At 28.3% G+C, this 25,970-nt stretch carries 33 protein-coding genes; 17 read left to right on the top strand and 16 right to left on the bottom strand.

All coding sequences use genetic code 11. From position 1 onward, the window contains the following. A complete protein-coding gene (locus tag BM549_RS11460) occupies positions 1-984 on the top strand; it encodes an MlaD family protein (RefSeq protein ID WP_290470398.1) in 984 nt (327 codons plus the stop codon). A 10-nt stretch (positions 985-994) separates the two neighbouring features. On the opposite strand, the gene BM549_RS11455 is transcribed toward BM549_RS11460, so the two are convergent. Then, positions 995-1,765, bottom strand: coding sequence for a patatin-like phospholipase family protein (locus BM549_RS11455; RefSeq protein WP_290470397.1), 771 nt, complete (start codon positions 1,763-1,765; stop codon positions 995-997). Positions 1,766-2,226: 461 nt separating this feature from the next. Between BM549_RS11455 and raiA the strand changes: the two genes are divergently transcribed. From raiA to BM549_RS11425, 6 genes are all read left to right on the top strand, one after another. Further along, a complete protein-coding gene (raiA, locus tag BM549_RS11450; protein WP_290470396.1) occupies positions 2,227-2,526 on the top strand; it encodes a ribosome-associated translation inhibitor RaiA in 300 nt (99 codons plus the stop codon). Positions 2,527-2,536: 10 nt separating this feature from the next. Further along, on the top strand, positions 2,537-3,373 hold the full coding sequence (locus BM549_RS11445) for a universal stress protein (protein WP_290470395.1): 837 nt from the start codon (positions 2,537-2,539) through the stop codon (positions 3,371-3,373). A 132-nt stretch (positions 3,374-3,505) separates the two neighbouring features. After that, complete coding sequence (locus BM549_RS11440; protein ID WP_290470394.1) at positions 3,506-4,333, top strand: universal stress protein; 828 nt, start codon at positions 3,506-3,508, stop codon at positions 4,331-4,333. A gap of 66 nt (positions 4,334-4,399) precedes the next feature. Continuing rightward, a complete protein-coding gene (locus BM549_RS11435) occupies positions 4,400-5,254 on the top strand; it encodes a universal stress protein (protein WP_290470393.1) in 855 nt (284 codons plus the stop codon). Positions 5,255-5,279: 25 nt separating this feature from the next. Next, positions 5,280-5,726 (top strand): hypothetical protein, encoded by a 447-nt coding sequence (locus tag BM549_RS11430; protein WP_290470392.1) that lies wholly within the window; start codon positions 5,280-5,282, stop codon positions 5,724-5,726. Between the two features lie 20 nt (positions 5,727-5,746). After that, entirely contained in the window at positions 5,747-6,757 is a 1,011-nt protein-coding gene (locus BM549_RS11425) for a 2-hydroxyacid dehydrogenase (RefSeq protein ID WP_290470391.1), read from the top strand. An 18-nt stretch (positions 6,758-6,775) separates the two neighbouring features. Here the strand turns inward: BM549_RS11425 and BM549_RS11420 are convergent, their stop codons facing one another. The 10 genes from BM549_RS11420 to BM549_RS11375 all read right to left on the bottom strand — a co-directional run bounded on the left by BM549_RS11420 (position 6,776) and on the right by BM549_RS11375 (position 12,362). Continuing rightward, positions 6,776-7,231 carry a DinB family protein gene (locus BM549_RS11420; RefSeq protein WP_290470390.1) on the bottom strand — a complete coding sequence of 152 codons (456 nt, stop codon included), beginning with the start codon at positions 7,229-7,231 and terminating at the stop codon, positions 6,776-6,778. A 10-nt stretch (positions 7,232-7,241) separates the two neighbouring features. Continuing rightward, on the bottom strand, positions 7,242-7,697 hold the full coding sequence (locus BM549_RS11415) for a pyridoxamine 5'-phosphate oxidase family protein (protein ID WP_290470389.1): 456 nt from the start codon (positions 7,695-7,697) through the stop codon (positions 7,242-7,244). A 7-nt stretch (positions 7,698-7,704) separates the two neighbouring features. Next, the gene (locus BM549_RS11410; RefSeq protein ID WP_290470388.1) at positions 7,705-8,121 is read right to left on the bottom strand and encodes a hypothetical protein; all 417 of its coding nucleotides are present in this window, start codon (positions 8,119-8,121) and stop codon (positions 7,705-7,707) included. Positions 8,122-8,309: 188 nt separating this feature from the next. Next, positions 8,310-9,008, bottom strand: a complete 699-nt coding sequence (gene deoD, locus BM549_RS11405; protein WP_290470387.1) for a purine-nucleoside phosphorylase — start codon at positions 9,006-9,008, stop codon at positions 8,310-8,312. Continuing rightward, on the bottom strand, positions 9,005-9,667 hold the full coding sequence (gene deoC, locus BM549_RS11400; RefSeq protein ID WP_290470386.1) for a deoxyribose-phosphate aldolase: 663 nt from the start codon (positions 9,665-9,667) through the stop codon (positions 9,005-9,007). The genes deoD and deoC overlap by 4 nt, the downstream gene beginning before the upstream one ends. Continuing rightward, positions 9,667-9,966 carry a thioredoxin gene (trxA, locus tag BM549_RS11395; RefSeq protein WP_290470385.1) on the bottom strand — a complete coding sequence of 100 codons (300 nt, stop codon included), beginning with the start codon at positions 9,964-9,966 and terminating at the stop codon, positions 9,667-9,669. The genes deoC and trxA overlap by 1 nt, the downstream gene beginning before the upstream one ends. 42 nt (positions 9,967-10,008) lie before the next feature. Then, positions 10,009-10,593, bottom strand: a complete 585-nt coding sequence (locus BM549_RS11390) for a DUF998 domain-containing protein (RefSeq protein WP_290470384.1) — start codon at positions 10,591-10,593, stop codon at positions 10,009-10,011. Further along, the gene (locus BM549_RS11385) at positions 10,590-11,471 is read right to left on the bottom strand and encodes a DUF3298 domain-containing protein (protein ID WP_290470383.1); all 882 of its coding nucleotides are present in this window, start codon (positions 11,469-11,471) and stop codon (positions 10,590-10,592) included. The genes BM549_RS11390 and BM549_RS11385 overlap by 4 nt, the downstream gene beginning before the upstream one ends. A 126-nt stretch (positions 11,472-11,597) precedes the next feature. Continuing rightward, positions 11,598-11,882, bottom strand: a complete 285-nt coding sequence (locus tag BM549_RS11380) for a hypothetical protein (RefSeq protein ID WP_290470382.1) — start codon at positions 11,880-11,882, stop codon at positions 11,598-11,600. Between the two features lie 63 nt (positions 11,883-11,945). Further along, positions 11,946-12,362, bottom strand: a complete 417-nt coding sequence (locus BM549_RS11375) for a hypothetical protein (RefSeq protein ID WP_290470381.1) — start codon at positions 12,360-12,362, stop codon at positions 11,946-11,948. A gap of 97 nt (positions 12,363-12,459) precedes the next feature. Between BM549_RS11375 and BM549_RS11370 the strand changes: the two genes are divergently transcribed. The 9 genes from BM549_RS11370 (at position 12,460) to BM549_RS11330 (ending at position 21,165) form a co-directional block, all read left to right on the top strand. Beyond that, complete coding sequence (locus BM549_RS11370; RefSeq protein ID WP_290470380.1) at positions 12,460-13,962, top strand: PAS domain-containing sensor histidine kinase; 1,503 nt, start codon at positions 12,460-12,462, stop codon at positions 13,960-13,962. An 11-nt stretch (positions 13,963-13,973) separates the two neighbouring features. After that, positions 13,974-15,029 (top strand): response regulator, encoded by a 1,056-nt coding sequence (locus BM549_RS11365; protein WP_290470379.1) that lies wholly within the window; start codon positions 13,974-13,976, stop codon positions 15,027-15,029. A gap of 91 nt (positions 15,030-15,120) precedes the next feature. Next, positions 15,121-15,957 (top strand): universal stress protein, encoded by an 837-nt coding sequence (locus BM549_RS11360; RefSeq protein WP_290470378.1) that lies wholly within the window; start codon positions 15,121-15,123, stop codon positions 15,955-15,957. 82 nt (positions 15,958-16,039) lie between these two features. Further along, the gene (locus BM549_RS11355; RefSeq protein ID WP_290470377.1) at positions 16,040-16,885 is read left to right on the top strand and encodes a universal stress protein; all 846 of its coding nucleotides are present in this window, start codon (positions 16,040-16,042) and stop codon (positions 16,883-16,885) included. A gap of 4 nt (positions 16,886-16,889) precedes the next feature. Continuing rightward, complete coding sequence (locus BM549_RS11350) at positions 16,890-17,747, top strand: universal stress protein (protein ID WP_290470376.1); 858 nt, start codon at positions 16,890-16,892, stop codon at positions 17,745-17,747. A 40-nt stretch (positions 17,748-17,787) separates the two neighbouring features. Further along, positions 17,788-18,636, top strand: a complete 849-nt coding sequence (locus tag BM549_RS11345) for a restriction endonuclease (RefSeq protein WP_290470375.1) — start codon at positions 17,788-17,790, stop codon at positions 18,634-18,636. Further along, a complete protein-coding gene (locus BM549_RS11340; protein ID WP_290470374.1) occupies positions 18,633-20,003 on the top strand; it encodes an MBL fold metallo-hydrolase in 1,371 nt (456 codons plus the stop codon). The genes BM549_RS11345 and BM549_RS11340 overlap by 4 nt, the downstream gene beginning before the upstream one ends. A gap of 87 nt (positions 20,004-20,090) precedes the next feature. After that, positions 20,091-20,525, top strand: a complete 435-nt coding sequence (locus BM549_RS11335) for a hypothetical protein (protein ID WP_290470373.1) — start codon at positions 20,091-20,093, stop codon at positions 20,523-20,525. Between the two features lie 10 nt (positions 20,526-20,535). Next, positions 20,536-21,165: a hypothetical protein gene (locus tag BM549_RS11330; protein WP_290470372.1), complete on the top strand. Its 630-nt coding sequence runs from the start codon at positions 20,536-20,538 to the stop codon at positions 21,163-21,165. A 13-nt stretch (positions 21,166-21,178) separates the two neighbouring features. Here BM549_RS11330 and BM549_RS11325 read toward each other — a convergent pair whose 3' ends face one another. From BM549_RS11325 to BM549_RS11310, 4 genes are all read right to left on the bottom strand, one after another. Then, the gene (locus tag BM549_RS11325) at positions 21,179-22,003 is read right to left on the bottom strand and encodes a universal stress protein (RefSeq protein WP_290470371.1); all 825 of its coding nucleotides are present in this window, start codon (positions 22,001-22,003) and stop codon (positions 21,179-21,181) included. A gap of 241 nt (positions 22,004-22,244) precedes the next feature. After that, complete coding sequence (locus BM549_RS11320) at positions 22,245-23,147, bottom strand: prolyl oligopeptidase family serine peptidase (protein WP_290470370.1); 903 nt, start codon at positions 23,145-23,147, stop codon at positions 22,245-22,247. 157 nt (positions 23,148-23,304) lie between these two features. Continuing rightward, positions 23,305-23,721 carry a hypothetical protein gene (locus tag BM549_RS11315; RefSeq protein WP_290470369.1) on the bottom strand — a complete coding sequence of 139 codons (417 nt, stop codon included), beginning with the start codon at positions 23,719-23,721 and terminating at the stop codon, positions 23,305-23,307. 169 nt (positions 23,722-23,890) lie between these two features. After that, positions 23,891-24,667 (bottom strand): hypothetical protein, encoded by a 777-nt coding sequence (locus tag BM549_RS11310; protein ID WP_290470368.1) that lies wholly within the window; start codon positions 24,665-24,667, stop codon positions 23,891-23,893. Between the two features lie 343 nt (positions 24,668-25,010). Between BM549_RS11310 and BM549_RS11305 the strand changes: the two genes are divergently transcribed. After that, positions 25,011-25,397: a transposase gene (locus BM549_RS11305; protein ID WP_290470367.1), complete on the top strand. Its 387-nt coding sequence runs from the start codon at positions 25,011-25,013 to the stop codon at positions 25,395-25,397. A gap of 44 nt (positions 25,398-25,441) precedes the next feature. Here the strand turns inward: BM549_RS11305 and BM549_RS11300 are convergent. Further along, positions 25,442-25,970 (bottom strand): hypothetical protein (locus BM549_RS11300; RefSeq protein ID WP_290470366.1); only part of this gene is annotated, 529 nt, incomplete at its 5' end.

The raw sequence follows: 25,970 nt of genomic DNA, 5'->3' as shown, positions 1-25,970 counted from the left end.
ATGAAAAAATCATCTTCACAAAAAGTTAGAGTAGGAATAATGGTAGTAGTAGGAACTATTTTTTTAGTTGCTGCCTTATATTTTATAGGAAGTAAACAGCACATTTTTACTAGAAACATGAAAGTTTATAGTGTTTTTAAAAATGTAAATGGTTTACAATTAGGAAATAATGTACGCTATTCTGGAATTAATATTGGCACAGTTAGTAGTATAGAAATGACAAAGAACTCTAAAATTATTGTACAAATGATGATTGAAGAAAAAACGGGAGCATTTATAAAAAAAGATGCTATTGCTACAATTGGTTCAGATGGTTTAGTAGGTAGTATGGTTGTAAATATAACGCCAGGCAAACAAAATAATTACCCAATTATTTCTGGAGACACAATAATATCATATTCTAAAATTGGAACCGATGATATGTTATCTACCTTAAGCGTTACCAATGAAAATGCTGCTTTACTTACATCAGATTTGCTAAAAATTACAAATCAAATATTACATGGTGAAGGCGCTTTAGGCGCTTTAATTACAGATTCATTATTAACAAGAGATATTAAAACCACGTTAAATAATTTAAAACAAACTACACAAGGTACAAATCAAGCAGTTTTAAAAATTAATAATATTTTATCTACTATAGATGTGAAAAATAGTGCAGCAGGTATATTACTAAGCGATACAGTTGCTAAAAATCAATTGTCTACAACATTTAAAAATATAGAAGCATCAAGCCAATCAATATTAAAAATTACCCAAGTTTTAGATACTATGATTTTAGATATTAGCACTAAAAAAAGCACATTAAATTATTTAACAAAAAATGAAACATTACCAATAATTTTAGATTCTACAATGTTAAATATAAAAGAAGCATCTCAAAAATTAAACGAAAATATGGAAGCCTTAAAACACAATTTCTTTTTTAAAGGGTATTTTAAAAAACAAGAACGGTTAAAAAAGAAGCTAGAAAACAAAAAGTAATAGGGTAATATTATTTAGCTAAAAAAGTACTTTTATTTTCTTCAATAATTTTTATAGCTTCTTCATACCCTATTTTTAATATGGTTTCCATGTTTTTAAGATTAAAAAGACCATACTTATTTAATTTTTTAGGATAAATTACAAAATCACAAGCATCAAACTTAGAAACCGATTGGTTTAAAAACCCAATTTGATAAGCTCTATTTAAAACCTGGTAAGAATGCTTTAATTGTTTTGCATCTATGTCTTCTATAGGGTTTACATAAACACCAATAATTTTAGAACAGCTATTTAGTATAGGTTCTACCGGAAAATTATTTAATATGCCGCCATCTGTATATGGATTGTTATCTATAATAACAGGAGAAAAAATTCCAGGAACTGCAGATGATGCTAATATGGTGTTTATAAGTGCTCCAGAGCTAAAAGTTTCCGCTTTAGCAGTAACAAGATTTGTAGCAGTTATAAAAAGTTTTAATTGTAAGGCATTAAAGTTATCGTGAGAAAAATAAGGTAATAATTCTTTGTAAAATTTAGATGTATCTATAAAACCGGGTTTATTAATAGCATATTTTTTATAACTAAATAAGGGTACAGATTTAAAAAAATGAAAAATATCTTCCCATGAATGTCCAGCGGCGTATAAACTACCTACTATAGCACCACAACTTGTACCAGAAATGTGAGATATTTTAATGTTATATTCCTCTAAAGCTCTTAAAACACCAATATGTGCAATGCCTCTACTTCCTCCACCAGATAAAACTAATCCTATACTCATGTGTCTTGTTAAAGACTTAAAGTTATATAAAATAAATACAAAAAAATAAGTTTTTTTAATTATTACACATAATTATAGAAACATGATAAATGTCATATTTTTAATTAAATATGTGATCTAAATTAGCAATATTATTTACAAGGTATAAGGGTAGTTTTGTAAATAATAATAAAAATTTAATTATTGAGATGGATTATATTATTTATAGCGTTTTTTTTTAGTTAGTTTAATAATAACTTATAAATAAAATCCTGAAGAAAAGTAGAAGCTTTTTAAATACTTTTTTTAGTCATAAATCTCAAAATATTATTTTTTTTAAATCTAATCGCTATTAATCGATATGGAACAGGAGCAAATATATTGCTCCTGTTTTTTTGTTGTATAATTTTTTTTCAGGATGACATTTGTCATATTTTAAAGTTAATCTATGGGCTACTTTTGTGTAAACAAAACTCATGTATATGACTACTATAATTCAATATGTAGATATAAAATCAAGCGATACACTATCTACTTACACAGAGAAACAACTAGAGAAACTTAATAAAAAGTTTAATAGAATTATTACTGCTAGAGTCTATTTTAAAATAGAAAATAATGCAACATTAAATGGCAAAATATGTGAAATAGATTTAAGTATATCTGGACCAAAAATTTTCGCATCATCTAATGAGAAAAATTTTGAAATGGCTGTTAAAGAAACCATTTCAGATTTAGAAAAACAGCTAGAAAAAAGAATGACCAAACTATCTAACTTTTAAATATATTAAAATGAAAAAAATATTAGTACCAGTTGATTTTTCTGAGCACTCAGAATACGCATTACAAACCGCAGCAACATTAGCAAAAAAATATAATAGTGAACTTGTAATCTTACACATGTTAGGCTTATCTGAAGCAATATTAACTAAAGATGAATCTCAAGAAATGTTTGAAGGCATCTATTATTTAAAATTAGCAGAAAAACGTTTTAGTGATTTTTTAGATAAGTCGTATTTAAAAGGTATTACAATTGAAACTACTGTACAAAATTACATTCACTTTAACGAGATAGATAATATAGCAAAACAATTTAACGCAAGTTTAATTGTTATGGGATCTCATGGCGCTACAGGTGTTAAAGAAGTGTTTGTAGGCTCTAATACAGAGAAAGTTGTGCGTACATCTACAACGCCAGTTTTAGTAGTAAAAAATAAAGATCAAGATTTTAAAATGAAAAAAGTGGTTTTTGCTTGCGATTTTAATTTAGACTTTGTAAAACCTTTTAAAGAAGCATATCACTTTTTCAAATCTATAGATGCAAACTTTCAAATTGTGTATATAAATTTACCAGATAGATTTATTAGCACTCAAGAAATGAAACAAAAAGCATTTAAGTTTTTCTTAAATTCTGGAATTAACGAGTTAAGCGGTAAAGAAGATGAGGTTGTATATTATAACGATTATACTTTAGAGCGTGGCTTGTTTTCATTTGCAAATGATTTTCAGGCAGATGTAATAGCATTACCAACACATGGAAGAAGAGGTTTAGCTCATTTCTTTTCAGAAAGAATTGGAGAATCTATTGTTAACCATAGCGAAACGCCTATAGTTACATTTAAAATATAATTTATAATTTATAAAACCTAAAAAAGCAGGAAACCATAATTTCCTGCTTTTTTAGGTTTAGAACACCTGATTTTAGTCATAGTTTAATAATACGCTTCCCAGTAATTTTATCAAAACTAAAATTATTTCTAGATGAAAAATATATTATTACCTACAGATTTTTCTAAAAACTCTTGGACTGCAATTAATTATGTACTTAAATTATATAAAAATGAAGTATGTGTATTTTATTTATTAAATGCATCAGAACTTAAGTTGACTTCTACTTTAAGTATGTCTAAAAAACTAGTACAAACTATTCATAAAAAAGATAAAGATCAACTTCAAGAGTTTAAAGAAAAAATAAAAGCATCGCTAAATCCCACAAAACACCAAGTTAAAACAATCCTTAGTTCAGAAAGTTTGTTTAGTGCCATAGAACTTGCTGTACAAGCAAATACAATAGATTTAATTGTTATGGGTACCAAAGGTGCAACAGGAATAAAGGAGTTGGTTTTGGGTAGTAATGCGGTAAAAATTATAAATACAATTAATACTTGTCCTGTTTTAGTCATCCCAGAAAACTGCACGTATAAAAGCATTAAGAGTATTGCATTTCCTACAGATTATTCTCGAACGTATACTAGTAAAGAATTAAAACCTATAGTAAAAATAGCAAATTTATTTGGTGCTAAAATTCAAGTGTTATACGTCGCAGAAAACTCTAAATTATCACAAAAACAAAAAGATAATAAAGCTTTATTAAAACAACATTTACAAACAAGTAAAAGTAGTTTTCATTGGGCATTAAGCTATGTAAAAGTTGCATTAGAGATTTCAAGTTTTGTAGAAGACTATGAAATCGATATGCTTACAATGGTAAAATATAAACATAGTTATTTTGAAAAAATACTAAGAGAACCCATAATTAAAAAAATTGGTTTTCATATTAAAATTCCCTTTTTGGTAATACCTCAATAAGCTGATTAATATCATTTTAAACCTCTAAAACAACGCTTACATTTAAAAACCTTTAAATTAATAATTATGAAACGTAAAATATTATTACCAACAGACTTTTCTGCTAATGCAAGTAAAGCTATTCAATATGCATTAGAACTTTATAAAGATGAAGCCTGTGAATTTTATTTGTTAAATGTATTTCATGCCACAGGACATTTAGTAGATAGTTTAATACATCTAGAACCAGGAAGTGGTGTTTATGAAATAGCTAAAGAGAATTCTCAAATTGGTTTACAAAAAATTATAGATGGTTTAATACTAAAAGATAAAACAAATACAAAACACACATTTAAAACCATCTCCCAATTCAATAACACTTTAGAAGCAATAAAAACAATTGTAGATAAAAAAGATATAGACATTATTGTAATGGGTAGTAAAGGAAAATCTAACGAGCGAAAAGTTGTGTATGGTAGTACCGCAATTTATGTAATGGAAAAAGTTAGAAATTGCCCAGTTATTGTTGTGCCAGAAAATGTAAAGTTAAATATGCCAAAAGAAATTGTTTTTCCTACTAATTACGATACCAATTTTAAAAGACGCGAAATGGTCTATTTAACAGACTTGGCAAAAAAATTTAATGCAAATATTGCTGTACTGCGAGTTGCTACAAGCAATAAGTTAGATAACAACCAAGAAGAAAATAAGTTGCTATTAGAAGAGTGCTTTGAAGACGTAAAATTTACAATCCATGAATTACAAAATACTAATATTGAAACAGCAATAAGCATTTTTGTTGAAAGTAGAGCAAGCGATATGGTTGCTTTTATAAATAAAAAGCATGCGTTTTTTGGTAGTATTTTAACTCAACCACTAGTAAAAGATATTACGTTTCAAGTAAATGTACCAATCATGGTTATGCATGATTTAAAAAATTAAAACAAACACTTTTAAACTAATTATTATGGAAACTCAAAATAAAAAAATAAAATACCTTAAATGGTTTAGCGCAGACGAAATGCATGAAGGCTCTAAAAAATGGATGTCGGAGTTAAAATTTATTAAAGATGAACATACTTTTTTTGAAGACTTAATAAAGAACTATACACTACAATTAATTGGTGATAGTAATTTTTTAAACATAAAAAATACAATAGATGAACTTCAAATCTCTAAAAAACAAGCAGTACAATTATTAGAAGTAATAAAAAATCATGAAAAAGATCTAGAACTTATAGTAGACAATAAAAATCAAATTGAAGAAGAAAAAGCTTATAAAAAAGAACATGCCGAAATTATTGAGGTTATGGGATATTATTTTTCAAAATATAAAAAGTTGAAAACCAGTTTTTTTAAAATTATAACAGCAGTTTTAAAAAAAGAAAAGCAGCAACAACTGCTATCTAGTTAATAATATTAAAACCTAAAAAAATGAAAGTATTAGTATATAGTGCAAAAGAATTTGAAATTCCATATTTAACAGCAGCAAATAATGGTAAGCACAAACTCACATTTATTCCAGAGTCTCTAAACTCTAAAACAGCAATTAAAGCAGTAGGATTTGACGCTATATCCATATTTTCATCAGACGATGCAAATTTTATGGTTATAGAAAAACTTAAAGAGTTTAATATAAAATACATAACGCTAAGATCTACAGGTTACGATAATGCAAATATAAATGCGGCATCAAGATTAAATATTAAAGTAGCTAATGTTCCTGAATATTCTCCACATGCAATTGCAGAACATGCTGTTGCATTACTTTTAGCACTAAATAGAAAAATTAATGTTTCAAATACACGAGTTAAAAACCATAATTTTAATTTAAATAATTTAATTGGTTTCGATTTAAACGAAAAAACAGTTGGTGTAATTGGAACAGGAAAAATAGGTTCTGTTTTTACTAAAATAATGAATGGTTTTGGCTGTAAATTATTAGGTTTTGATAGAGGAGAAAACAAAACTTTAGTAGCCAATTTTGGCATGGAATATGTTGATTTAGAAACCCTATGTGAAAAGGCAGATATTATATCGTTGCATGTACCATTAAACGCAGATTCTCAATATTTAATTGATGAAAATTGTGTTGAAAAAATGAAACCTGGAGTAATAATAATTAATACAGCTCGTGGTATGGTTATTAATACAGAACATATAATTAATGGCTTACAAAATAAAACTATTGGAGGTTTAGCAATGGATGTTTATGAAAATGAAAAGAATCTGTTTTTTAAAGATCGATCTACTCAAATACCTATAGACGATATGTTTGTAACATTAAATGCAATGCCAAATGTTTTAATAACAGGACATCACGCTTTTTTAACAGATGAAGCATTAACGAATATAGCTGAAACTACAATCTATAATTTAGACTGTTGGAGTGAAGATAAAGCATCTAAAAACGAACTGTATAGTTTAGAAGCCGTAACAGAATAATTTATTATACAACTTATTTTACTTGCCGTATTTTTTTATTAAAGCAATTTGTCCAGCATGATAAGTTGTATGCGAAATAATACGGCCAAAAGCTTCGGCTTTAGTCTTTTTGCCAAATTCTTTTGTTTCAATTATAGCTTCCCAATCACTATTTGTTTGCTGTGTAATTATTGAATTAAGCGTTTTAAACGCATGTGCAGCATAGTCAATTAACTGGTTATAATTTGTCCATTCTCCAGTATCCTTTTTAGCTATAATTGTTTTAGCAATTACTTTAGTAGTTGTCAATTTAAAAACATTTTTAGCAAATAGCAATTCTACATCACCAATATGCCTTATTAAAAAGCCAATACTATTTTGCGAGGGTTCCAGCGTTTTGGTTAAATCTTCAGTAGAGATATCTTTTAAAATATTAGTAAATCTCGTTCTGGCTTCTACCCAAAGGCTCTGTAAAGTTTCTGTTTTTGAAAGCATATTTTTTTAATTAAAATTTTCTTTTTCTACCAGAAATTTCTTCAATCTTTATAGTGAATACTACAGGAATTTCATCTTTATATATTTTACTTGAAAACTGATTTATAAAATCTAAATCACGATTTTCTTTTTTTAATATTAAATCTTTAATTCCCAGAGAAAACTCATGAAGTAGTGCTTTTGCCTCACTACCAAAATGTTGTTTAAATGTACCTTGAACTAAAATAGATTTCCAGTCTGTAACCGTATCTATAGTAGTAACACAAAGTGAAGTAGCATTGTTTTTTCGTAAAGCATTTATTTTATGGCCATTTGCAGAGTAGCAAATTATATGGTTTTTTTGCTCATCAAAAAAATAAGTTATTGGAGCAATAAATGGTTCATTTTTATAGATGTAGGCTAGATAACCAATGTAATTATTTTTTAAAATAAATTGTTTTTGTTTTAATTCTAAAGTCGAAATCATAATTGTTTTATTTTAAGAGTGGTCTAAGTTTGTTAATAATAATATCACTATATTTTTTAGTGTTATTTAAGTTTGATTCGCCGGTAACTGCATCAATATCTTCCATTTTAGAATTTCCAGATCCTGAGGTTGTAAACACAATAATTTTATTATAGTATAATCGTGTTCTGTTTAAAAAAAGCTTAACACTTTGTGGTGGTTGCCAGCTTTCCCATGTATGTAAAATTACTATTGCATCGAATTTTTTTGGCTTTATATCATGTAGGCCATCTATATCTATAACTTTTATATAAATAGAATCGTTTTTATAGTGATTAATTATATTGGAAGTTATTGCGTTTTTAAAGGCGCTGCCTTGTGTCGCAATAACAAGTTTTTTATTAAAATGCGTAGTATTAATTTCAAAACTAGAAGCTTTATCCATCGTGTAAGTGTCTTGGTACCACGCCAAAAAAGTAAGTATAAGGGTTGCTACTACTATTAAATATATAACAAGCCTCTTTTTTTTATACACACTCATAGTAATTTTAAATTTTAATAATTTAAAATTACTACCAATACTAGGTTTAAAAAATGATAAAAGTCATACCTAAAATAGGTTTGTTTAAATTATTAAACACAATTTAAAGCAATCTCTATCATAGTATTAAAAGAGGTTTCTCGGTCTTTAGCAGTTGTAGTTTCTCCGGTTACTAAAGAGTCTGATACGGTAAGAATGGCTAAAGCATTTACATTATGTTTTGCCGCAATTGTATATAAGCCTGCAGTTTCCATTTCTACACAGAGTACTCCAAAATCGGCCCATTTTTTATAAGAGTTAAAATCATCTTCATAAAACTCATCACTAGATAAAACATTTCCAGCTTTAATATTTATATTATTTTTTTTGGCATAGGTGGCTGCTTTAAAAAATAATTCAAAATTAGCGGTAGGAGAGAAGTCTGCATTTATAAACCTTGAGTTATTTATGCCAGAAGTAGAAGATGCAGCCATTGCAATAACAATATCTCTAAGTTTAATGTCTTTTTGGTAAGAACCAGTGCTTCCTACCCGAATTAAATTTTTTACACCATAATCATTTATCAATTCATGACAATAAATTAAAGCCGATGGTATACCCATTCCGGTACCTTGTACCGAAACAGGTTTGCCATTATAAGTTCCAGTATAACCATACATACCACGAACTTTATTATAGCATTTAGCATCTTTTAAAAAAGTTTGTGCAATCCATTTTGCTCTTAAAGGATCTCCTGGAAGTAAAACATGTTCTGCAATATCTCCTTTTTTTGCTTGTATATGTATACTCATAATTCTTTTTCTTTAGCTGAATAAATTATTTCTACACCTTTAGAGGTGCCAATTCTATTAGCACCGGCATGAATAAAAGCAACAGCTTGTTCTATGTTTGCTATGCCTCCAGAGGCTTTAATTTTGTTATGTTTTCCAATGGCAGATTTTATTATTTGTATGTCTTTTAATTGTGCGCCATCATTACCAAATCCTGTTGAGGTTTTAATAAAATCTGCTCCCGCTATTTCACAAATTTCACAAGCCAATTTAATTTCACTTTTATTTAAATAACAAGTTTCTATAATGACTTTTAAAATGGTATTACCAATGGCTTTTTTTACAGCGCTAATATCTGCTCTAACTTCTTTGGTTAATTGTGATTTAAATAAACCAATATTCATTACCATATCTATTTCACTTGCTCCATCTGCTACAGCTTTTTTTGCTTCTTCAACTTTAGCTTTAGTAGAATTAGCTCCAAGTGGAAAACCTACAGTAGCACAGATTTTTACATTGGTGTTTTTTAGTGCATTTACAGCGCAGGTTACCCAATAACTATTTACGCAAACCGAAAAAAAATTATAATCGCTGGCTTCTTTGCATAGGCTTAAAATATCCTGGCGTGTAGCTGTTGGTTTTAATAGAGTATGATCTATATATTTATTAATTTCTTTCATTAGTTGTGATTGTTAATTATTGAAATTAGCTCTGCTTTTTGTAACACACCAGATTGTCTCCAAACTTGTTTGCCGTTTTTAAAGAGTAATAAAGTTGGTACACCTCTAACATTGTATTTAGCTGCTAAAGGTTGATTTTTATCTACATCTATTTTTACAATTTTTATGGCGTCTCCTAAGCTGTCTTTTACTTGCTTTAAAATAGGTGATAAGGTTTTGCATGGTCCGCACCAATTTGCATAGAAATCTACTAATACTGGTGTTTCAGAATCTATAATGGTGTTAAAACTATTTTTCATAATACTAAATTTAAATGTGTTTTAATATACTTAATATAAGCATTAAATATGGTCTTCTTTTCTTTTAAAACTTACTAATGCAAAAAATAACCAACTAAATGCAGCTGTAAATAGTATGCGTTGTATAATACCTTTATATTCTGGAAAAGTTATAATAAGGAAGGTTGCAGAAATTGCAAAACCTAACATTGTTAAGGTTTGTATTTTATCTTTTTTTGTTTTTAAAACCATTAATAATAAAGCACAAAAAAAGCAAAAAGCAAAACCTGTAATAGTCGAAAATAAAGAATGAAAACCATCTTGAATGTAGTTGTAATTTTGTTGGTTGTAGTAAGGTCCAGCCATTTCAAATACACCGGTTAATATAAACGAAAAGCTAAAAAAGAATAGTGCTATATTTTGAATTACGTTTGTTTTTAATGTTATTAAGCCAAGAAAAAAAGTTGCTACACCTAATAATATAATACTACTATTTGCAATCCAATTTCCAGGTACGTTTTGGCTACCTAGTTCTGTTACAGTGTTTTCTATTAAAGAATATTCACTAAAAGAAAAAAAAGGCAGTACATACATTACTACTAAAAATAAAAAATATATTAATGCGTAAATTGTACCAAATAGTCTCATATTAAAGGGTTTGTATGGTGTTTTTTTATTACAGATAATAATTTGGTTAACGGTATTTTTACAGAGTAACTACCAGTGTAAGATGGACACATAATACAATCATCAAAATAATACTCAATGTAGGTTTCATTTATTACAAGGTTATTTTTATTATTAAAAAAATCGTCTTGAGATATTTCCCAACAATCGTAATACAGTTCGCCTTTGTTTATTTTTAAGTTAATTTCTTCATTTATTAAACTTGTAAGTTCTTCTTCAGACCCTTGTAAAAAGAAGTCTTCATAAGTCATAAAAACACCTCTATTTAAATCGAAGTTCATACAGTTAAAACTATAGCTTGGATGTAATGTTCCAGAGTAATAGTTCTCTTTGTAAAACACAACACTTATAAAATTATCATTAACATTATATATTTTATAATCTATAAATCTTGATTCCTTAAATTCTATTAGTGCTATACTATCGCAAAGCGCTTTGTTTTTTAGTATTTCTGCTTCGGTACCAGCAATGTTTACATAATATTTGTTTATATAGTTATTAAAGTTTTCAAATTTTCTATTAATACTCTCGTTAAGTTGTGGATATATAAAGTGTATAGTATAATCTTCTTTTTGTTTTATAAATCTCTTTTCAATTATTAAATCTTTTAATTCAAGTTTTTCATCTTTTTTATCTATTAAATTTTTCTGTTTTATTTCTATAGAAATCGCTTTGTTTTCTTCTAAATCTTTAGCGTTTTTAAATGTATCTATACTTTTTTCTAAGGTATCTATAGGCTGTTCTTGAGGGTCTTGATTTGTTTGTATTGTATTTTCACGCTTCTCATTTTTACAGCTTAAAAAGAAAAGTATTATAATTAAAGTTAAATAGTATTTCATGGTTTTTTTGCTATTAGTGTTAGGTAAAAATAGAGTAAAGTTAAAGTTGAAAAAATGATAAAAGTCATTAAAAAAAAAGAGACATTTAAATAATAAATGTCTCTTTAAAAGCTGTTTTTTTAGTTATTAAACTAATAAGTTTCCTATTATAATTAATACATTTAAAACTAAACTTAGTATTAATAAATCTAACACTAATTTAGGTTTTTGTACAGATAATATTGCTGCATTATGTGCACTACAAACTATAACAGTTAAAAACACTAAAAACATTTGAAAAAAGCCGTTGCCATGAGATAGTGAAAGCATTACTGCTACAGATCCTACACAGGTTGATGCTATAATTGCTAATACAGAGTAGCCTAAAAAATCTTTTGTAAATTCGGTATTCATTTTTTGATATAAAGTCATAATACTTGTGGTTTTGTTATGGGCAAAATTATTTTGGAACTAAAAAATATAAAATGACATTTGTCATACTTGAGTAATGTTTTTAAATAACAGCTCTAGTTTTTTTAGTATAATAAGTTCGCTTTTGTTTTTTCCGGAAAACGCATTGGCTATTTTATAAGCCGTTTTTAGTATAAGTTGTTTTTTTTCTGTTGTAAATAAGTTGGCATGAGATTTTGCATACGCACTAAAGTTTTTAAAACAATCGTATGCATCCATATGTTCGTAATCAAACCAATTAAATACAAATTCCATTTGGTAGCCTACAGATTCATCATAGTAATCCTTTACATCTTCATAAACTTTCCATTCGTCCATAACCATTTTTAATAGCGCATCATATTCTTCTGGCTTAACAGTTCTATCTGCCGCGGCAACTGCATAAAACAATTCACCTAGGCTTTGATAAAAAATAATATCAGGTTTTTCGGTATTTGTCATTGTATAAGTTTTTATAGTGTAAAACTAAATGCATTAGTAGAGTTATAAAATGATAAATATCAGTCTTAAACAAAATCAAATTTCACTAACTTTGATTATGGAAATATTTGAAAAAACCAATAAGGTTTTAAAGTTATTATCAAATGCAGTTTCAGAAGGCATTGTAGTAGTAAATACCAAACAAATTATAGTTGCTACAAATCAAGCATCTAATGTTTTATTTGGTTATAATGAAGATGAATTAATTGGAAAACCTTTAGAAACCCTTATTCCGCAAAAATACCATCATAACCACTCGAGCCATGTCGATTCTTTTTTAAAGCATAGCGATAAACGAAAAATGGGCCATGGTAGAGACTTGTATGGACTAAGAAAAGATGGTACAACATTTCCTGTAGAAGCAGGTTTAAACCCTTTTAATATTTATGGCAACAATTATGTAATGGCATTGGTTATAGACATTACAGTTAGAAAAAAAGCCGAAGAAGAATTAAAACATTGGGCAAATATTTTTCACGAATCTTTAAACGAGATTTTTATTTTCGATGCAAAGCATCTTAATTTTTTAAATGTTAATACTGGTGCACAAAATAATATAGGATACAGTTTAGAAGAATTAAAAAAAATGACTCCTATAGATATTAAACCAGAATATACTGAAGAACAATTTAGAGAGAGTATTAAACCCTTATTAAATGGTACAGAAGCAAAAATTAGTTTTATTACCGTACACGAAAGAAAAAACGGAACTACTTATCCTGTAGAAGTCCATTTACAACGCTCTTTTTCAAGTGAAGGTGAAACACTCGTAGCTATTATTTTAGACATTACAGAACGTGTAAATTATACAGCAAAATTAGAAAAAACAGTAGAAGAAAGAACGCAAAGACTACAAGAAGCCTTACATAAAGAAAAAGAACTAAATGAGCTTAAAACCAAATTTTTATCATTAGTATCTCACGAATTTAAAACACCTTTAAGTGGTATTTTAACCTCTTCTACATTAATTGGTAAATACACTAATACAGAACAGCAAGAAAAAAGAGATAAACACATAAAAACAATTCAAAGTAAGGTAAAATACCTAAATAACATTATAAACGATTTTTTATCAATTGAACGTTTAGAAAGTGGTAAAGTAAATTATAAGTTTTCTAAATTTTCTTTAAGCAAAGTTATAAATGAAGTTATTTACGATGCAAACATGCTATTAAAAGAAGGGCAAAATATTAGTTATCCAGATGGTATAGAAAATATTGTGCTAAATTTTGATGAAAAAATATTAGAACTAATACTTACAAACCTAATAAACAATGCTATTAAATATTCTCCAGAATATACAACCATTGATGTAAGCGCAGAATTTAATAATTCTGGATTAAAAATCACCGTAAAAGATCAAGGTATAGGTATACCTAAAAAAGAGCAAAAGTTTTTATTTAATAGGTATTTTAGAGCAGAAAATGCTTTACTAACGCAAGGAACAGGAATAGGTTTAAATATTGTAAAGAGCCACTTAGAAAACCTAGGAGGTACCATTAACTTTATAAGTAGCGAAGAAAAAGGTAGCGTATTTACCGTAATAATACCACAAGAATAAAATATAATTATATGTACACTATATTATTAATCGAAGACGATTTAGCATTAAGAGAAAATACAGCCGAACTGTTAGAACTAAGCGACTATAATATAGTAACAGCTTCAAACGGTAAAATAGGTATAGAACAAGCTTTAAAACACAAGCCTAATCTTATTATTTGTGATATAATGATGCCAGAGGTAGATGGCTATGGTGTACTAGAGGCTTTGTCATCAAACGAAAAAACCATGCATATTCCTTTTATTTTTCTATCTGCAAAAACAGAACATAAAGAAATTAGAAAAGGAATGGATTTAGGTGCAGACGATTATCTTACAAAACCTTTTGAGGAAGAAGAGCTTTTAAGTGCCGTAGAAAGTAGGTTGGCAAAATCACAAATATTATCGCAAGCTATCGCTCAAAATTCAAAAAAAAAAGAAGATAACGAAGAAGGCAATCTAAGAAGCCTTAACGAGTTAAAAAACTTTTTCGATGATAATGGAGTTGAGCAAGCATTTTCTAAAGGAGAAAGTATATATACAGAAGGCGCACACTCAAACAATGTATATTTAATTTTAAAAGGTATTGTAAAAAGCCATAAAATGGACCAAAGTGGAAAAGAGCTAATAACGGCTTTACATAAACCAGACGATTTTTTAGGTTTTACATCTTTTGTAGATAATATGCCTTACTTAGAATCTGCAACAGCAGTAGAAAATGTGGTTTTAGTAAGCATATCTAAACAAAATTTAAAAGATGTTTTAGGTAAAAGTCAAAATGTGTCTATAGAATTAATGAATGTTTTAACAGATAATATATCTAACATAAAACAACAATTACTACAAATGGCTTATAGTTCTGTAAGAAAAAAAACAGCGCAAACCATACTTCAGTTTGCAAAAATACTTGATAAAAAACCAGACGAAGCTATAAAAATTTCGCGTTACGATTTAGCAAGCGTTGCCGGTATTGCAACAGAGAGTTTAATAAGAACACTTTCTGGATTTAAAAAAAATAACCTTATAGAAATTGAAGGTCGAAACATAAAAATTTTAGATTTAGAAGCCTTAGAAGCTATAGATTAATATAGTAACTGATATTTGTCATAATTTAAGTACCATCAACTTAATACTTTTGTTTTTGTCATATTAAAATATGAAACAATAAGTATTTAAAATGAAAAATGTATTAATACCAACAGACTTTTCAAACAACGCATGGAATGCGACGGTTTACGCACTAGAGTATTTTAAAAATTATAAAGTTAATTTTATTTTAGTCCATATAGAGCATCCAGAAATTTTACCTCCAGCTTTCGAAACTCTAAGTCATTATATTTCTGGCGAAATATTAGAAACACATAGAGTAGAAGTAGCTTTAAATAAAAAGAAGGAAGCAATGCTAAAAGTTTCAAATGTTGAGGCTTCAAAAATAAAAACCGAAACATTAGAGTCTAATTTTACTCAAGGTATAAAGCATTTTGTGACTAAGTATAATATAGACTTAATTGTTTGTGGTACACAAGGCTTATCAGCAAATAAAAATAAAATAGTAGGTCAACATGCGCAACAAATAATAACCAAAATTAAATGTCCAGTTTTAATAATACCAACTTTGGCAAAGTTTACAATACCTGTAAATATAGCGTTTCCAACAGACTATAATTTTATCTATAAAAATAAAGTTTTAAATACACTATCTAAAATTAGTGCTTTACATAACTCTAGCATCAAGGTAATTAGAATTGTAAACCCTAAACTTGCCTTAACACTATTTCAAGAAAAAAATAGAAGCTATTTAAAAGATTATTTCAAAAATACCGCAAGTAGTTTTCATAGAGTAAACCATATAGATTTTCAGCAAGGTTTACAAGCGTTTATAAGTTCTATGAAAATAGATATGGTAGCAATTATTGCAAAAAATTTAAATTTTTTCGAAACCTTATTATTTAAACCAACAGTTGTAAAAATGAGCTACCATACACAAGTACCATTTTTAGTTTTACACGAGTAAAATACTTTTTTTAACTGATAATTGTCATTTTAGTTTACTAGCAACTGTCATAGCTTTGAAGTATAACAATTACTTTAATACTATGAAAAAGATTCTTATACCAACAGATTTTTCTGCTACAGCAATAAACGCTGTAAAGTACGCTCTAGAACTTTTTAAATACGATAAAAGTGAAATAACAATTTTACATACGTATGCAGATGAGGTTTATGAGAATACAACAAATAAACCTCGAGATGTTTTTCAAGACTATAAAAATAGAGTTAAGCATAACGTAGATAAAAAACTTAAAAATGAAATTGAAGAAATGCTTGAGTTGTCTCCAAACCCAAGGCATAAATATAATTACAAATCACAATTTGGTAGCTTAATAGATGTCATAGATGAGTTTGTAAACGAGCACAATATAGATGTCATTGTAATGGGTACAAAAGGGCAAACAAATAACCCATTTCTAACCTTTGGTAGTAATGCTATAAAAGTGATGAAATATTCACAGTGCCCTGTTCTTGTTGTGCCAAATACATTTCATGATTTACACCCAGAAAATATTTTATTTCCTACAGATTATTTAATACCGTATAAGCGTAGAGAATTAAAATTACTAAGTAGTCTTGCGGTAAGTTTTGTATCTAATATAGATGTACTTTATGTTTCAAAGTCTAAAAAAATAACGCATAGGCAAGAAGATAATCAACAATTTTTGCAAGAATCTTTTACAAGTAACAAAGTAAACTTCTTGCAAGTTCATGATGATAATGTAACAGAAACTATTAATAAAACCATTAACGAACAAGCTATAGATTTACTTGTTATGGTAAACCAAAGGCATTCGTATTTAGAAAACTTGTTATATCATTCTACAATAGAAAAAATAGGATTAACTATTAAAATTCCATTTTTAGTTTTTCAAAATTTAAACCGCTAACAACATGAAACGTATACTATTACCAACAGATTTTTCAGATAATGCTTTTAATGCTATAACGTACGCTATAAAATTATTTCAAAAAGTTACTTGTGAGTTTTACTTGTTACATACATTCACACCAGCTGCACATAATTTTGATGGCGTAATAGATACTAATGTTACAGCTAATATTTTCGAGATAGAGCAAAATGCAGTAAACTTAAATTTAAAAGAATTAGAGCAAAAACTACAAAAACAATTTAATAATACAAAGCATAAATTTATTGCTGTATCTGCTTATAATATGCTAATTCCAGAAATGAAAAGCCTAATAAAAAATGAAGCTATAGATTTAGTGGTAATGGGTACAAAAGGCGCAACTGGAGCAAAAGAAGTTTTTATTGGTACACATACTATGCATGCTATTAAAAAATTAAAATGCCCAGTACTAGCAGTGCCTGAAAGCTATAACTTTAAGCGACCTAAAGAAGTTTTGTTCCCTACAGATTATAAACTTGAAAAATCTAATATTTATTTAGAGTTACTTAGAGATATATGCAATTTACACAGCTCTAAATTACATTTTTTAAATGCACATTATAGTAGTCCATTAGAAGAAAAGCAAAAAAGAGCAAAAGTATTTTTAGATATCTTTTTTATAGACAATACGCATCAATTTCATATTGAAAAAGACGAAGATTTAGTTCAAATAATTGAAGCATTTCAACATAAAAATAAAATTGATTTTCTAGTAATGATACATAATAAACACACCATGTTAGAAAACCTATTATTTAGGCCAGTAATAAACAAAATGGTATACCATACACAAGTACCATTTTTAGTTTTACCATCTAAAGAAAAAATGGAAAAAATGTAAGCGTTCAAAAAATAAAGTTACACAACCTTATAATTTATCAATGGAAAATAATAATATAGATATTATAAAAGCTTCGGGAGAACACGTTAAATTTTCAACTGAAAAATTAAAGAGTTCTTTGCATAAAAGTGGTGCAGATAATGCTACAATTTCTCAAATAATAAATAGTGTTAAAGGTGAATTATACCAAGGTATTTCAACAAAAGAAATTTACAATAGAGCATTTGCTTTATTAAAAAAAAGCAAGAATATATATGCTTCAAAATATAAATTAAAAAAAGCCATTTACGAGCTAGGTCCAACAGGTTTTCCTTTTGAAAGGTTTATAGCATCTATTCTAGAATACTCAGGATATAGCGATATTAAAGTTGGTATAATTTTACAAGGTAAATGTGTAACACATGAAGTCGATGTAATAGCTAAAAAAAATAACTTAAATATAATAGCAGAATGTAAATTTCATAGTGAAAGAAAAAACAAATGTGATGTAAAAATACCTTTGTATATACAGTCAAGATACCAAGATATTATTGCAAATTATAAAGGAAAACCCAATTGCCCAAATCAAGGTTGGGTAGTTACAAATACGCAATTTACTAAAGATGCTATTGCTTATGGTAAATGTATTGGTTTGCAATTGTTAAGTTGGGATTATCCAGAAAACAATGCGCTTAAAGATAAAATAGATCGTTTAGCATTATACCCAATCACAGTTTCTACATTATTAACTAGTAGAGAAAAACAGTTTTTGCTAAGTAGAGATGTTGTGTTGTGCAGACAACTTATTAAAGATAAGTTTTACTTAGATCATCTAGGAGTTTCAGAAAAAAGAAAGCAAAAAATTATTACCGAAATTAGTGAACTTTGCTCTAAATACATACAAAAATGAAAAGCGTAAATGTTCATTTTTTAGGAGCTTCAGGTACGGTAACAGGCTCAAAATATATAATAGAAACCGCTAACCATAATATCATGATAGATTGTGGTATGTTTCAAGGTCAAAAAGAATTAAGGGCATTAAACTGGGAAAACTTACCTTTTAATGTAGAAAGCATAGATGTTATTTTGCTAACACATGGGCATTTAGATCATGTTGGTTATTTGCCTAGAATTGTAAAACAAGGTTTTAAGGGTAAAATTATTAGTACCGAACCAACATTAGAAATTGCCAAAATAATTTTAAGAGATAGTGGTAAAATAAATGAAGAAGATGCCGAAAGAGCCAATAAAGAAGAGTTTACACAACATAATCCAGCAAAGCCTTTTTATACAGTAAAAGATGCAGAAACAACTATTAAGCAAATGGTTTCGTCACCATGCGACCAATGGTATTTTGTAAATAATAGCATAAAATATAAATTTAATTACAATGGGCATATTTTAGGAGCAACATTTATAGAAATAGTTATAAATAGTAAGGTTTTTGTGTTTTCTGGAGATGTTGGTAGAACCCATGATTTTTTATTAAAATCACCAAATAAACCGCAAAAAGCAGATTATCTTTTTTTAGAAAGCACCTATGGTGATACGTTGCACTCAAGTGAGAGTGTTTCAAAAAAACTTGTTTCTCTGGTATACCAAACTATAAATAATAGAGGTAATTTAATAATACCATCTTTTGCAGTAGAGCGATTACAGACTTTAATGTATATACTTTGGAAGCTTTATAAAAAAAATAAAATACCTAATATTCCAATATTTATAGATAGTCCTATGGGAAATAATGTGCTCTCTCTTTTCGAGCGGTTTCCTAAATGGCATAAAATACCACTTCACGAATTTAAAGCGATGCAAAATAGAATGACAATTATTACATCGTATGGTGATACCTGGAAAACTATTGACGACCCAAGGCCAAAAATAGTAATTGCAGGAAGTGGTATGGTAACTGGTGGACGTGTATTAACATACCTAAAACAATTAATAGGTAATGTTAATACAACCATATTATTGGTTGGTTATCAAGCGCAAGGCACTCGTGGTAGACAATTATTAGACGGAGAAAAAAGTGTAAAATTTTTTGGTAAATGGCATGAGGTAAAAGCAAAAGTTGAACATATAGAAAGTTTATCAGCTCATGCAGATCAAGCAGAATTATTAGCCTGGTTATCTGCTGTAGAAAATAAGCCAACAAAAACCTTTTTAGTACATGGTGAAGCTTTGCCCATACAAGTTTTAAAACAGAAAATAGAAAGCGCTTACCAATGGCAAGTAGTTGTGCCAAAGCTAAATGAAGTTATTCGCTTAGAAGTTTGATATCGCTTAAGTAAAACTGACTTTTATCATTTTAATAAGCGTGTGTTAACAGTAAATTTATATTAATTATTAAACTAATTATTAGATATGGAAACAGTTAAATCACACTTAAAATTTATAAAATATAAAAAACCAGAAGAATTACATGAAGAAACAAAAGCTTGTGTTTTAGAAATGAAATTTAAAAACGACGAGTTAAAATTCTTAAAAACTCTAGTAAAAGCATATGCATTAGAAAGCGTTTTAAATAAATGCCATAAGGAAAATGCAAAGAAGTATGTTAGTATTCTAGGTTTAGAGGAAAATTTCAACGTGCTAATTTTAAATCTGCAAACTCATCAAAACAACCTTCAAGTATTATTAGATGATATAGAAACACCAAACGAATTAAGTGTTTATAAAGAAGAACATTATAAACTTATGTTTAAAGCTGTTGCAACAAACACTTTGTTTAAAAGTTTAAAAAAATTGATTTATAAAAATGTAAAACAAATTTTAAAAGAAAATAAAAAAATAGCTTAAAGATATTGATATGAAAAATTTAGTACTATTAATTTTATTGTTGAGTATGTGTTTTAATTGCTCAACAAGTAAAACAGTAAAATCATTTAAAAACCCAGAAACCGAGACATTTTACACAAATAAAATTTTGGTTATAGGCATGACGGCAGATGTAGATTTAAGACGTGAATTCGAAAAAAAAGTATCTAAAATGTTAGAAAACAATAATGTAATTGCAGTAAAAAGCATAGATTTTTTCGAGCAATCTTTTGTAGATAATGCAAAAACAATAGAAGAGTTAAACGCAATAGAAACACAATTATTAACCGCAGGTTTCGATGCTATTATTTTAACAAAGGTTACAGGTAAACAAGAAAAAGTAGCATTTGGTGATTACTATAAAAATATTGAAGATAAATTTAAAACCTTTGAAGATTACTATTACAAAAATCAAAATATTTGTCAAAATAAAGATCCAGAAGTTTATATAGTTTATTCAACACAAACGACATTGTATTGTATTTGTCCAGATAAAGAACGGGAGTTATTGTGGCAAGCAAATATAGAGGTTGCAAAAACTAAAAACACTCAAAAAAATATTAGTGATTATACTAAAACATTATACTATAATTTAAAAGAAAATAAACTGCTTATATTTTAATATTACACAAATATTATTTACGTAAAATTAAAATAGGAATTCGTGTTCTATAGGTTATCTCATTTGTATTAGAACCTTGAAATAATCGCTCTATAATAGACTTTGGTTCAATAAATAAAGTATGCAAATCGTGGTTTTGTAATTGTATACACGAGCTAATAGCCATTGCACTTGGTACAAGAGAAACATTATAAAAGTTAAAACTATAAGAGTTAAACAATTGTTCTAAACAAAGTTTCGCATCAATACTAGTATTACTATGGTTTTCATCAATATTTAAAGCACTTAATTTAGCACCGTATAAATCTAAAATTTTAAAAAGAGGTAGAGCCTTTTCTTTGTTTATAGACTTACAGTCTTCTGTTGAAAATAAAATAGAATTTAAACCGTTAAATTTAAAATCTTCTGGTACAATAATAATTGGGCAGTTTACTTTTCTAATAGTATTAAGTGTATTACTTCCAAAAATAACTTCTTTAGCGCTAGTAGCGCCATTTGTACCCATTACAATTAAGTCAATACCGTTAGCAACAACCGTTTGGTTTATGGCATTAGTAAGGCTATCAAAATCAAAAAGCGGATAGAAGTTGAGAGAATCATTCTCCATTTTTAAACGGTCTATAAAAGTATATAACTCACTTTTATTGTCCTCAATTATATCATTGTGCAAAGTAGAATTTGCAGTACTTGCCATTAAATCATCTAATAAAAAATCAGATTGTTTCTGTACATTTAAAACATAAAAATTACAAGATTCGTTTTTGTATAAAGCCAATGCGTAATCTATAGCATTTTTAGAGTTTTCAGAAAAATCTGTAGGTAGTAATATGTTTTTCATCGCTTAAAAATTTTAAGCAATTTACAATCTTAAGGCGTTTGCAAAAATGACTAATATCATTTTTTTGGTAATCATATTTATAAAAAATAGAAGTTAATCTTTTTACTTCTTTTTTGCTTACGGTTTTGCGTGTAGTTAAGCAACTAAATAAGCAAATACAAACCGAATAGAAAATCTACGAGGATTTATGAAAGTAGGCTAGAACTAGCAATGGATTATATGCGGTTTTACCTGTAGTTTTTTATTTTTTTAAATGTTTGTCAAACCATTCTATTACCAATTCGTTCAATTCCGTTTTATATTCAGAAAAGAAATGATCTGTCTCAAATTTCCTTAATTCAAAGTCGTAATTAATTTCTTTTAACTTATAAGCTATTTTGTCCGCTTGTTCGGGGTTTACTCTTTTATCGTTTGTTCCGCATAAAATTAAAAGACTGCTATTTTTGTCTAATTCGTCTGCCCAATAAATTGCAGAACGTTTCTTTAATTCAGGCTCTCGGTTATTCCAATAATCAGGAATACATTCAGCAAAGACTTTCGTTTCCATTTTTGGTCTAAACTTGGCTGTGTCAAATAAATCAGAAGCTCCATTCCCAACAATAGCAGTTTTTATTTTGTTAGATTTCTGAAGAGCTAAATATGTCATCATTCCACCTCTTGACCAACCAAACATTCCAATACAATTCGAGTCTGCTTTTTCAATTTCTTTTACAGTTTCTGTCAAATTCAAAACATCATTAATTTCCGCACCTCCAAATTCGTCTTTTTCACGATAGTTGCTTCCAATTATTACATAACCTTGTTCAGCTAATTTGGATGCATACATTATTAAAGTTCCAATGTTTAATTCTGCAAAATCTCTATTTCCACCACGATTGAAAATTACGACTGGATATTTTCCACTTGCTTTTGGCTCAACAATTATTCCTTCAACTTTTAAACTGTCACTTTGATAAGTAATAAAATAGAAATCCAATTTTTTTAAATGCTCAAAATCCGAGTGTAATTCATTGTTTTGAGAAATTCTTTCCCAAATTGGCGTTTTTGAAATATCAACTAATCTTTTTGAGAGTAATTTTCCGTTTTGAGCAAATCCAAAACTTAAAAAAAGGAAGAAAAATATTGATATTAAAATTCTGTTCATTGGTTTGGGTAAATTACAGGTAACGGTCTCGTATAACCGTCAGTTACGGGTTTAAATTTACTAATTTGCGGTTTGGCACAGACGTTAGCAATTCCGAGTGGATTCGGACGTAGTCGAATCCGCCGTAATTGCGGTTATACATTGTTACCCAACGTTTTTATTCGGTCAGATTTATTATTCCGTGCTCTCCAGTTTTAAATTTACTTTTTTCTTTTTTAATAATTTTTTGTTGTGAACTTAGTGTTCTATTAAGTTCAATAATTTTGACCGATTTTTTATCTTTCAGAAAAACGACTAAATTATAATAATCAGAATAGTGAATTCCGTTTTGTCTAATATTCGCAAGGTTTAAGTTAAATTTATCTTCCATATTTTCTATCGTAGTGTATGGTCCGAGAATTATTAAACTGTCCCAATCAAAATCGGTCAGTTTTACAAAATCAATCGTTCCATTTTCCGAGTTCAGTTCCGTTTCAATTTTTTTCGCCAATTTTTCATCGTTTTCAAGTTGGAATAAATATCCGCAAGAAATGAGTAAAAAAAATAAAATTCCGATTCCAAGTGTTTTTTTCATTAAATTCTCGATTTTATTCAAATGTTGGGTAACGGTTTCGTAAAACCGTCAGTTACGGGTTAAATTAGCATTTATTTTCGGTTTGGCACAGGCGTTAGCAATTCCGAGTGGATTCGGACGTAGTCGAATCCGCCGTAATTGCGGTTATACGTTGTTAGCACCAGTTATTTTAAAATGCATAAGGTAGTATTAGGCTTTTCCGTTCGTTTTCGGCCGAATAATAATGTAGTCCAAGAATTATTTTTGTTTCTTCTGGAATTGTTTTTAATTTTCCAATTCTACCTATGTAAATATTCTTTTTAATAAAGTCAATTAATTCATTAGACAATTGCTCATTATTAAATTCCTTAAGAATTCGGATATCTTTTAAACTCAAATCCTCATTAACTATTATTTCGTAAAACGCATTATTTCCATTTTCAATTTCGTGCCCTTTCAATTTTTCTAATGATTCCTCTTTAAAGGAAGTATATAAGTCATAAGTATTAATCGGCTCAATTTTTTCCTCTTTCAAAGTTTCGAGTAATTCAAGTTTCCGTTCTAAACTTTTAGAATAGTTAAACTCTGCATTCGGAAATCTTTCTTTGTCAAAAGTTCGGTCCAATTGTTTTGGTCCAGAGCACTTACCAAAAATCAAATTACCATTCTGGTCTTTAGATGCGAAAATTAACCACTTGGTATTTTCAGGTGAATACATTGGACAACCACTACCTTTTGATTTTCGTATTTTCAAAAGATTAGTTTTATTTCCTTTATAAAGTTCAATTATTTCAATGTCGAGAAGTAAGTAGTCATCATCGGTTTCAGAATCTACACTTAATACACTCAAAGTTGCAACAAATTCAGATTTCGCATATCTGTCCAAAAGTCTTTGAGACATGCAAGTGCAAGCCAACAATTTGCTTGAAATTGCAATAAATAATATGGTAAGCAGGATTTTTTTCATAATTGGTGCTAACGGTCTTGTATATGGTTTGTTGCGTGGTTTAAGCACTAAAGTTAGCAAATAAACCACAAATAGAAAGTCCGCGAGGACTTTCGTAAGTAAGCTAGAACTAGCAATTAATTTTATACGGCTTAAGTTTGTAATTCACTAAATTTAAATATTAATTAGAAAGAACAAAAGAGAGCATTAAGGTTACTATACACGGTGAAGCTTTAGACTTCGACAACATTGATAATCCGCTCTCTTTTACTACTTAAACTTCGTTCAGTTCTGTGAGACCTAGATCTCGATTTTAAGTTGTTGAAATGTGAGTAGCATTTGTTCTTTCCAAAATTCAGTTCTTATGACTAAAGATAGAAAAATTTATGGTATTGACATTAGTAAATCTGTATTTGATATATACAGTAAAGCAAAAGGTCATGTTCAATTAAAAAATGATGAATCTGGATTTAAAAAGCTTTTAACAAGTTTACCAAAAGAAGCATTGGTAGTTATGGAAGCAACAGGCTATTATCATTACAGGTTAGCACAATTTTTGTATAAAAACGACGTGTTAGTTTCTGTAGTAAATCCTTTATTAGTAAAACGCTTTATCCAGATGAAACTAGCCAAAGGAAAGAGTAAAAAACTAGCATTAATAGCTGTGGCAAATAAACTATTAAAACAAGCCTTTGCTATTGCAAAAAGTGGATTGCCTTATGATGAAAACTTTGTTTCAAAATTAGCTTAAAATTGCTTGTTTTTTAACTCAGTTCTTTGTTGGCAACTGGCTTTTCATTCGGTTAAACTTAATCCGTAGTTTTCGTCAGTCAAATAGTAATAATTTCCGTCCTCGTGCTCAAATCCGAATATCTTTAATCCAGTTTTGTTCATAAAATCAGATAGATTTTGATTTTCACACTTGATATTATTTTCCATTTTGATTTTTAATGGAAAATTTTCTGAATTCGGATTTTTTGTATGTATATAAATTCCATCTTCTCCGCTGTCATTTTCGTCAATAAAAATCCACGTTTGGTATTCATTCGGGAATTTTTTGAGTTCAGATTTCACGTTTTCAAATTCAGTCAGTAGTTTTTCGAGAAATTTTTCTCTTAAAATCCAATTTTTGTTTCCTTCACCATTCCAGTCGATATGTGTATGCCAAAAGTCAAACCAACTATTTTCTCCTCCGCTAAAGTCAAGATTTTTTGTTATTGCGTTCATTTTTTTCAGCTTGTTGCCAACCCGACGAGGGTTATGAGTTGTTTTGAACTGTAAGATATTGCAAATATCTGTAAGTTTAAAATAACTTATAACCAGA

It is taken from the genome of Lacinutrix sp. MedPE-SW, from assembly GCF_001874145.1.
Taxonomy (GTDB): Bacteria; Bacteroidota; Bacteroidia; order Flavobacteriales; family Flavobacteriaceae; genus Lacinutrix.
This window is presented reverse-complemented; position numbering and strand designations above follow the sequence as displayed.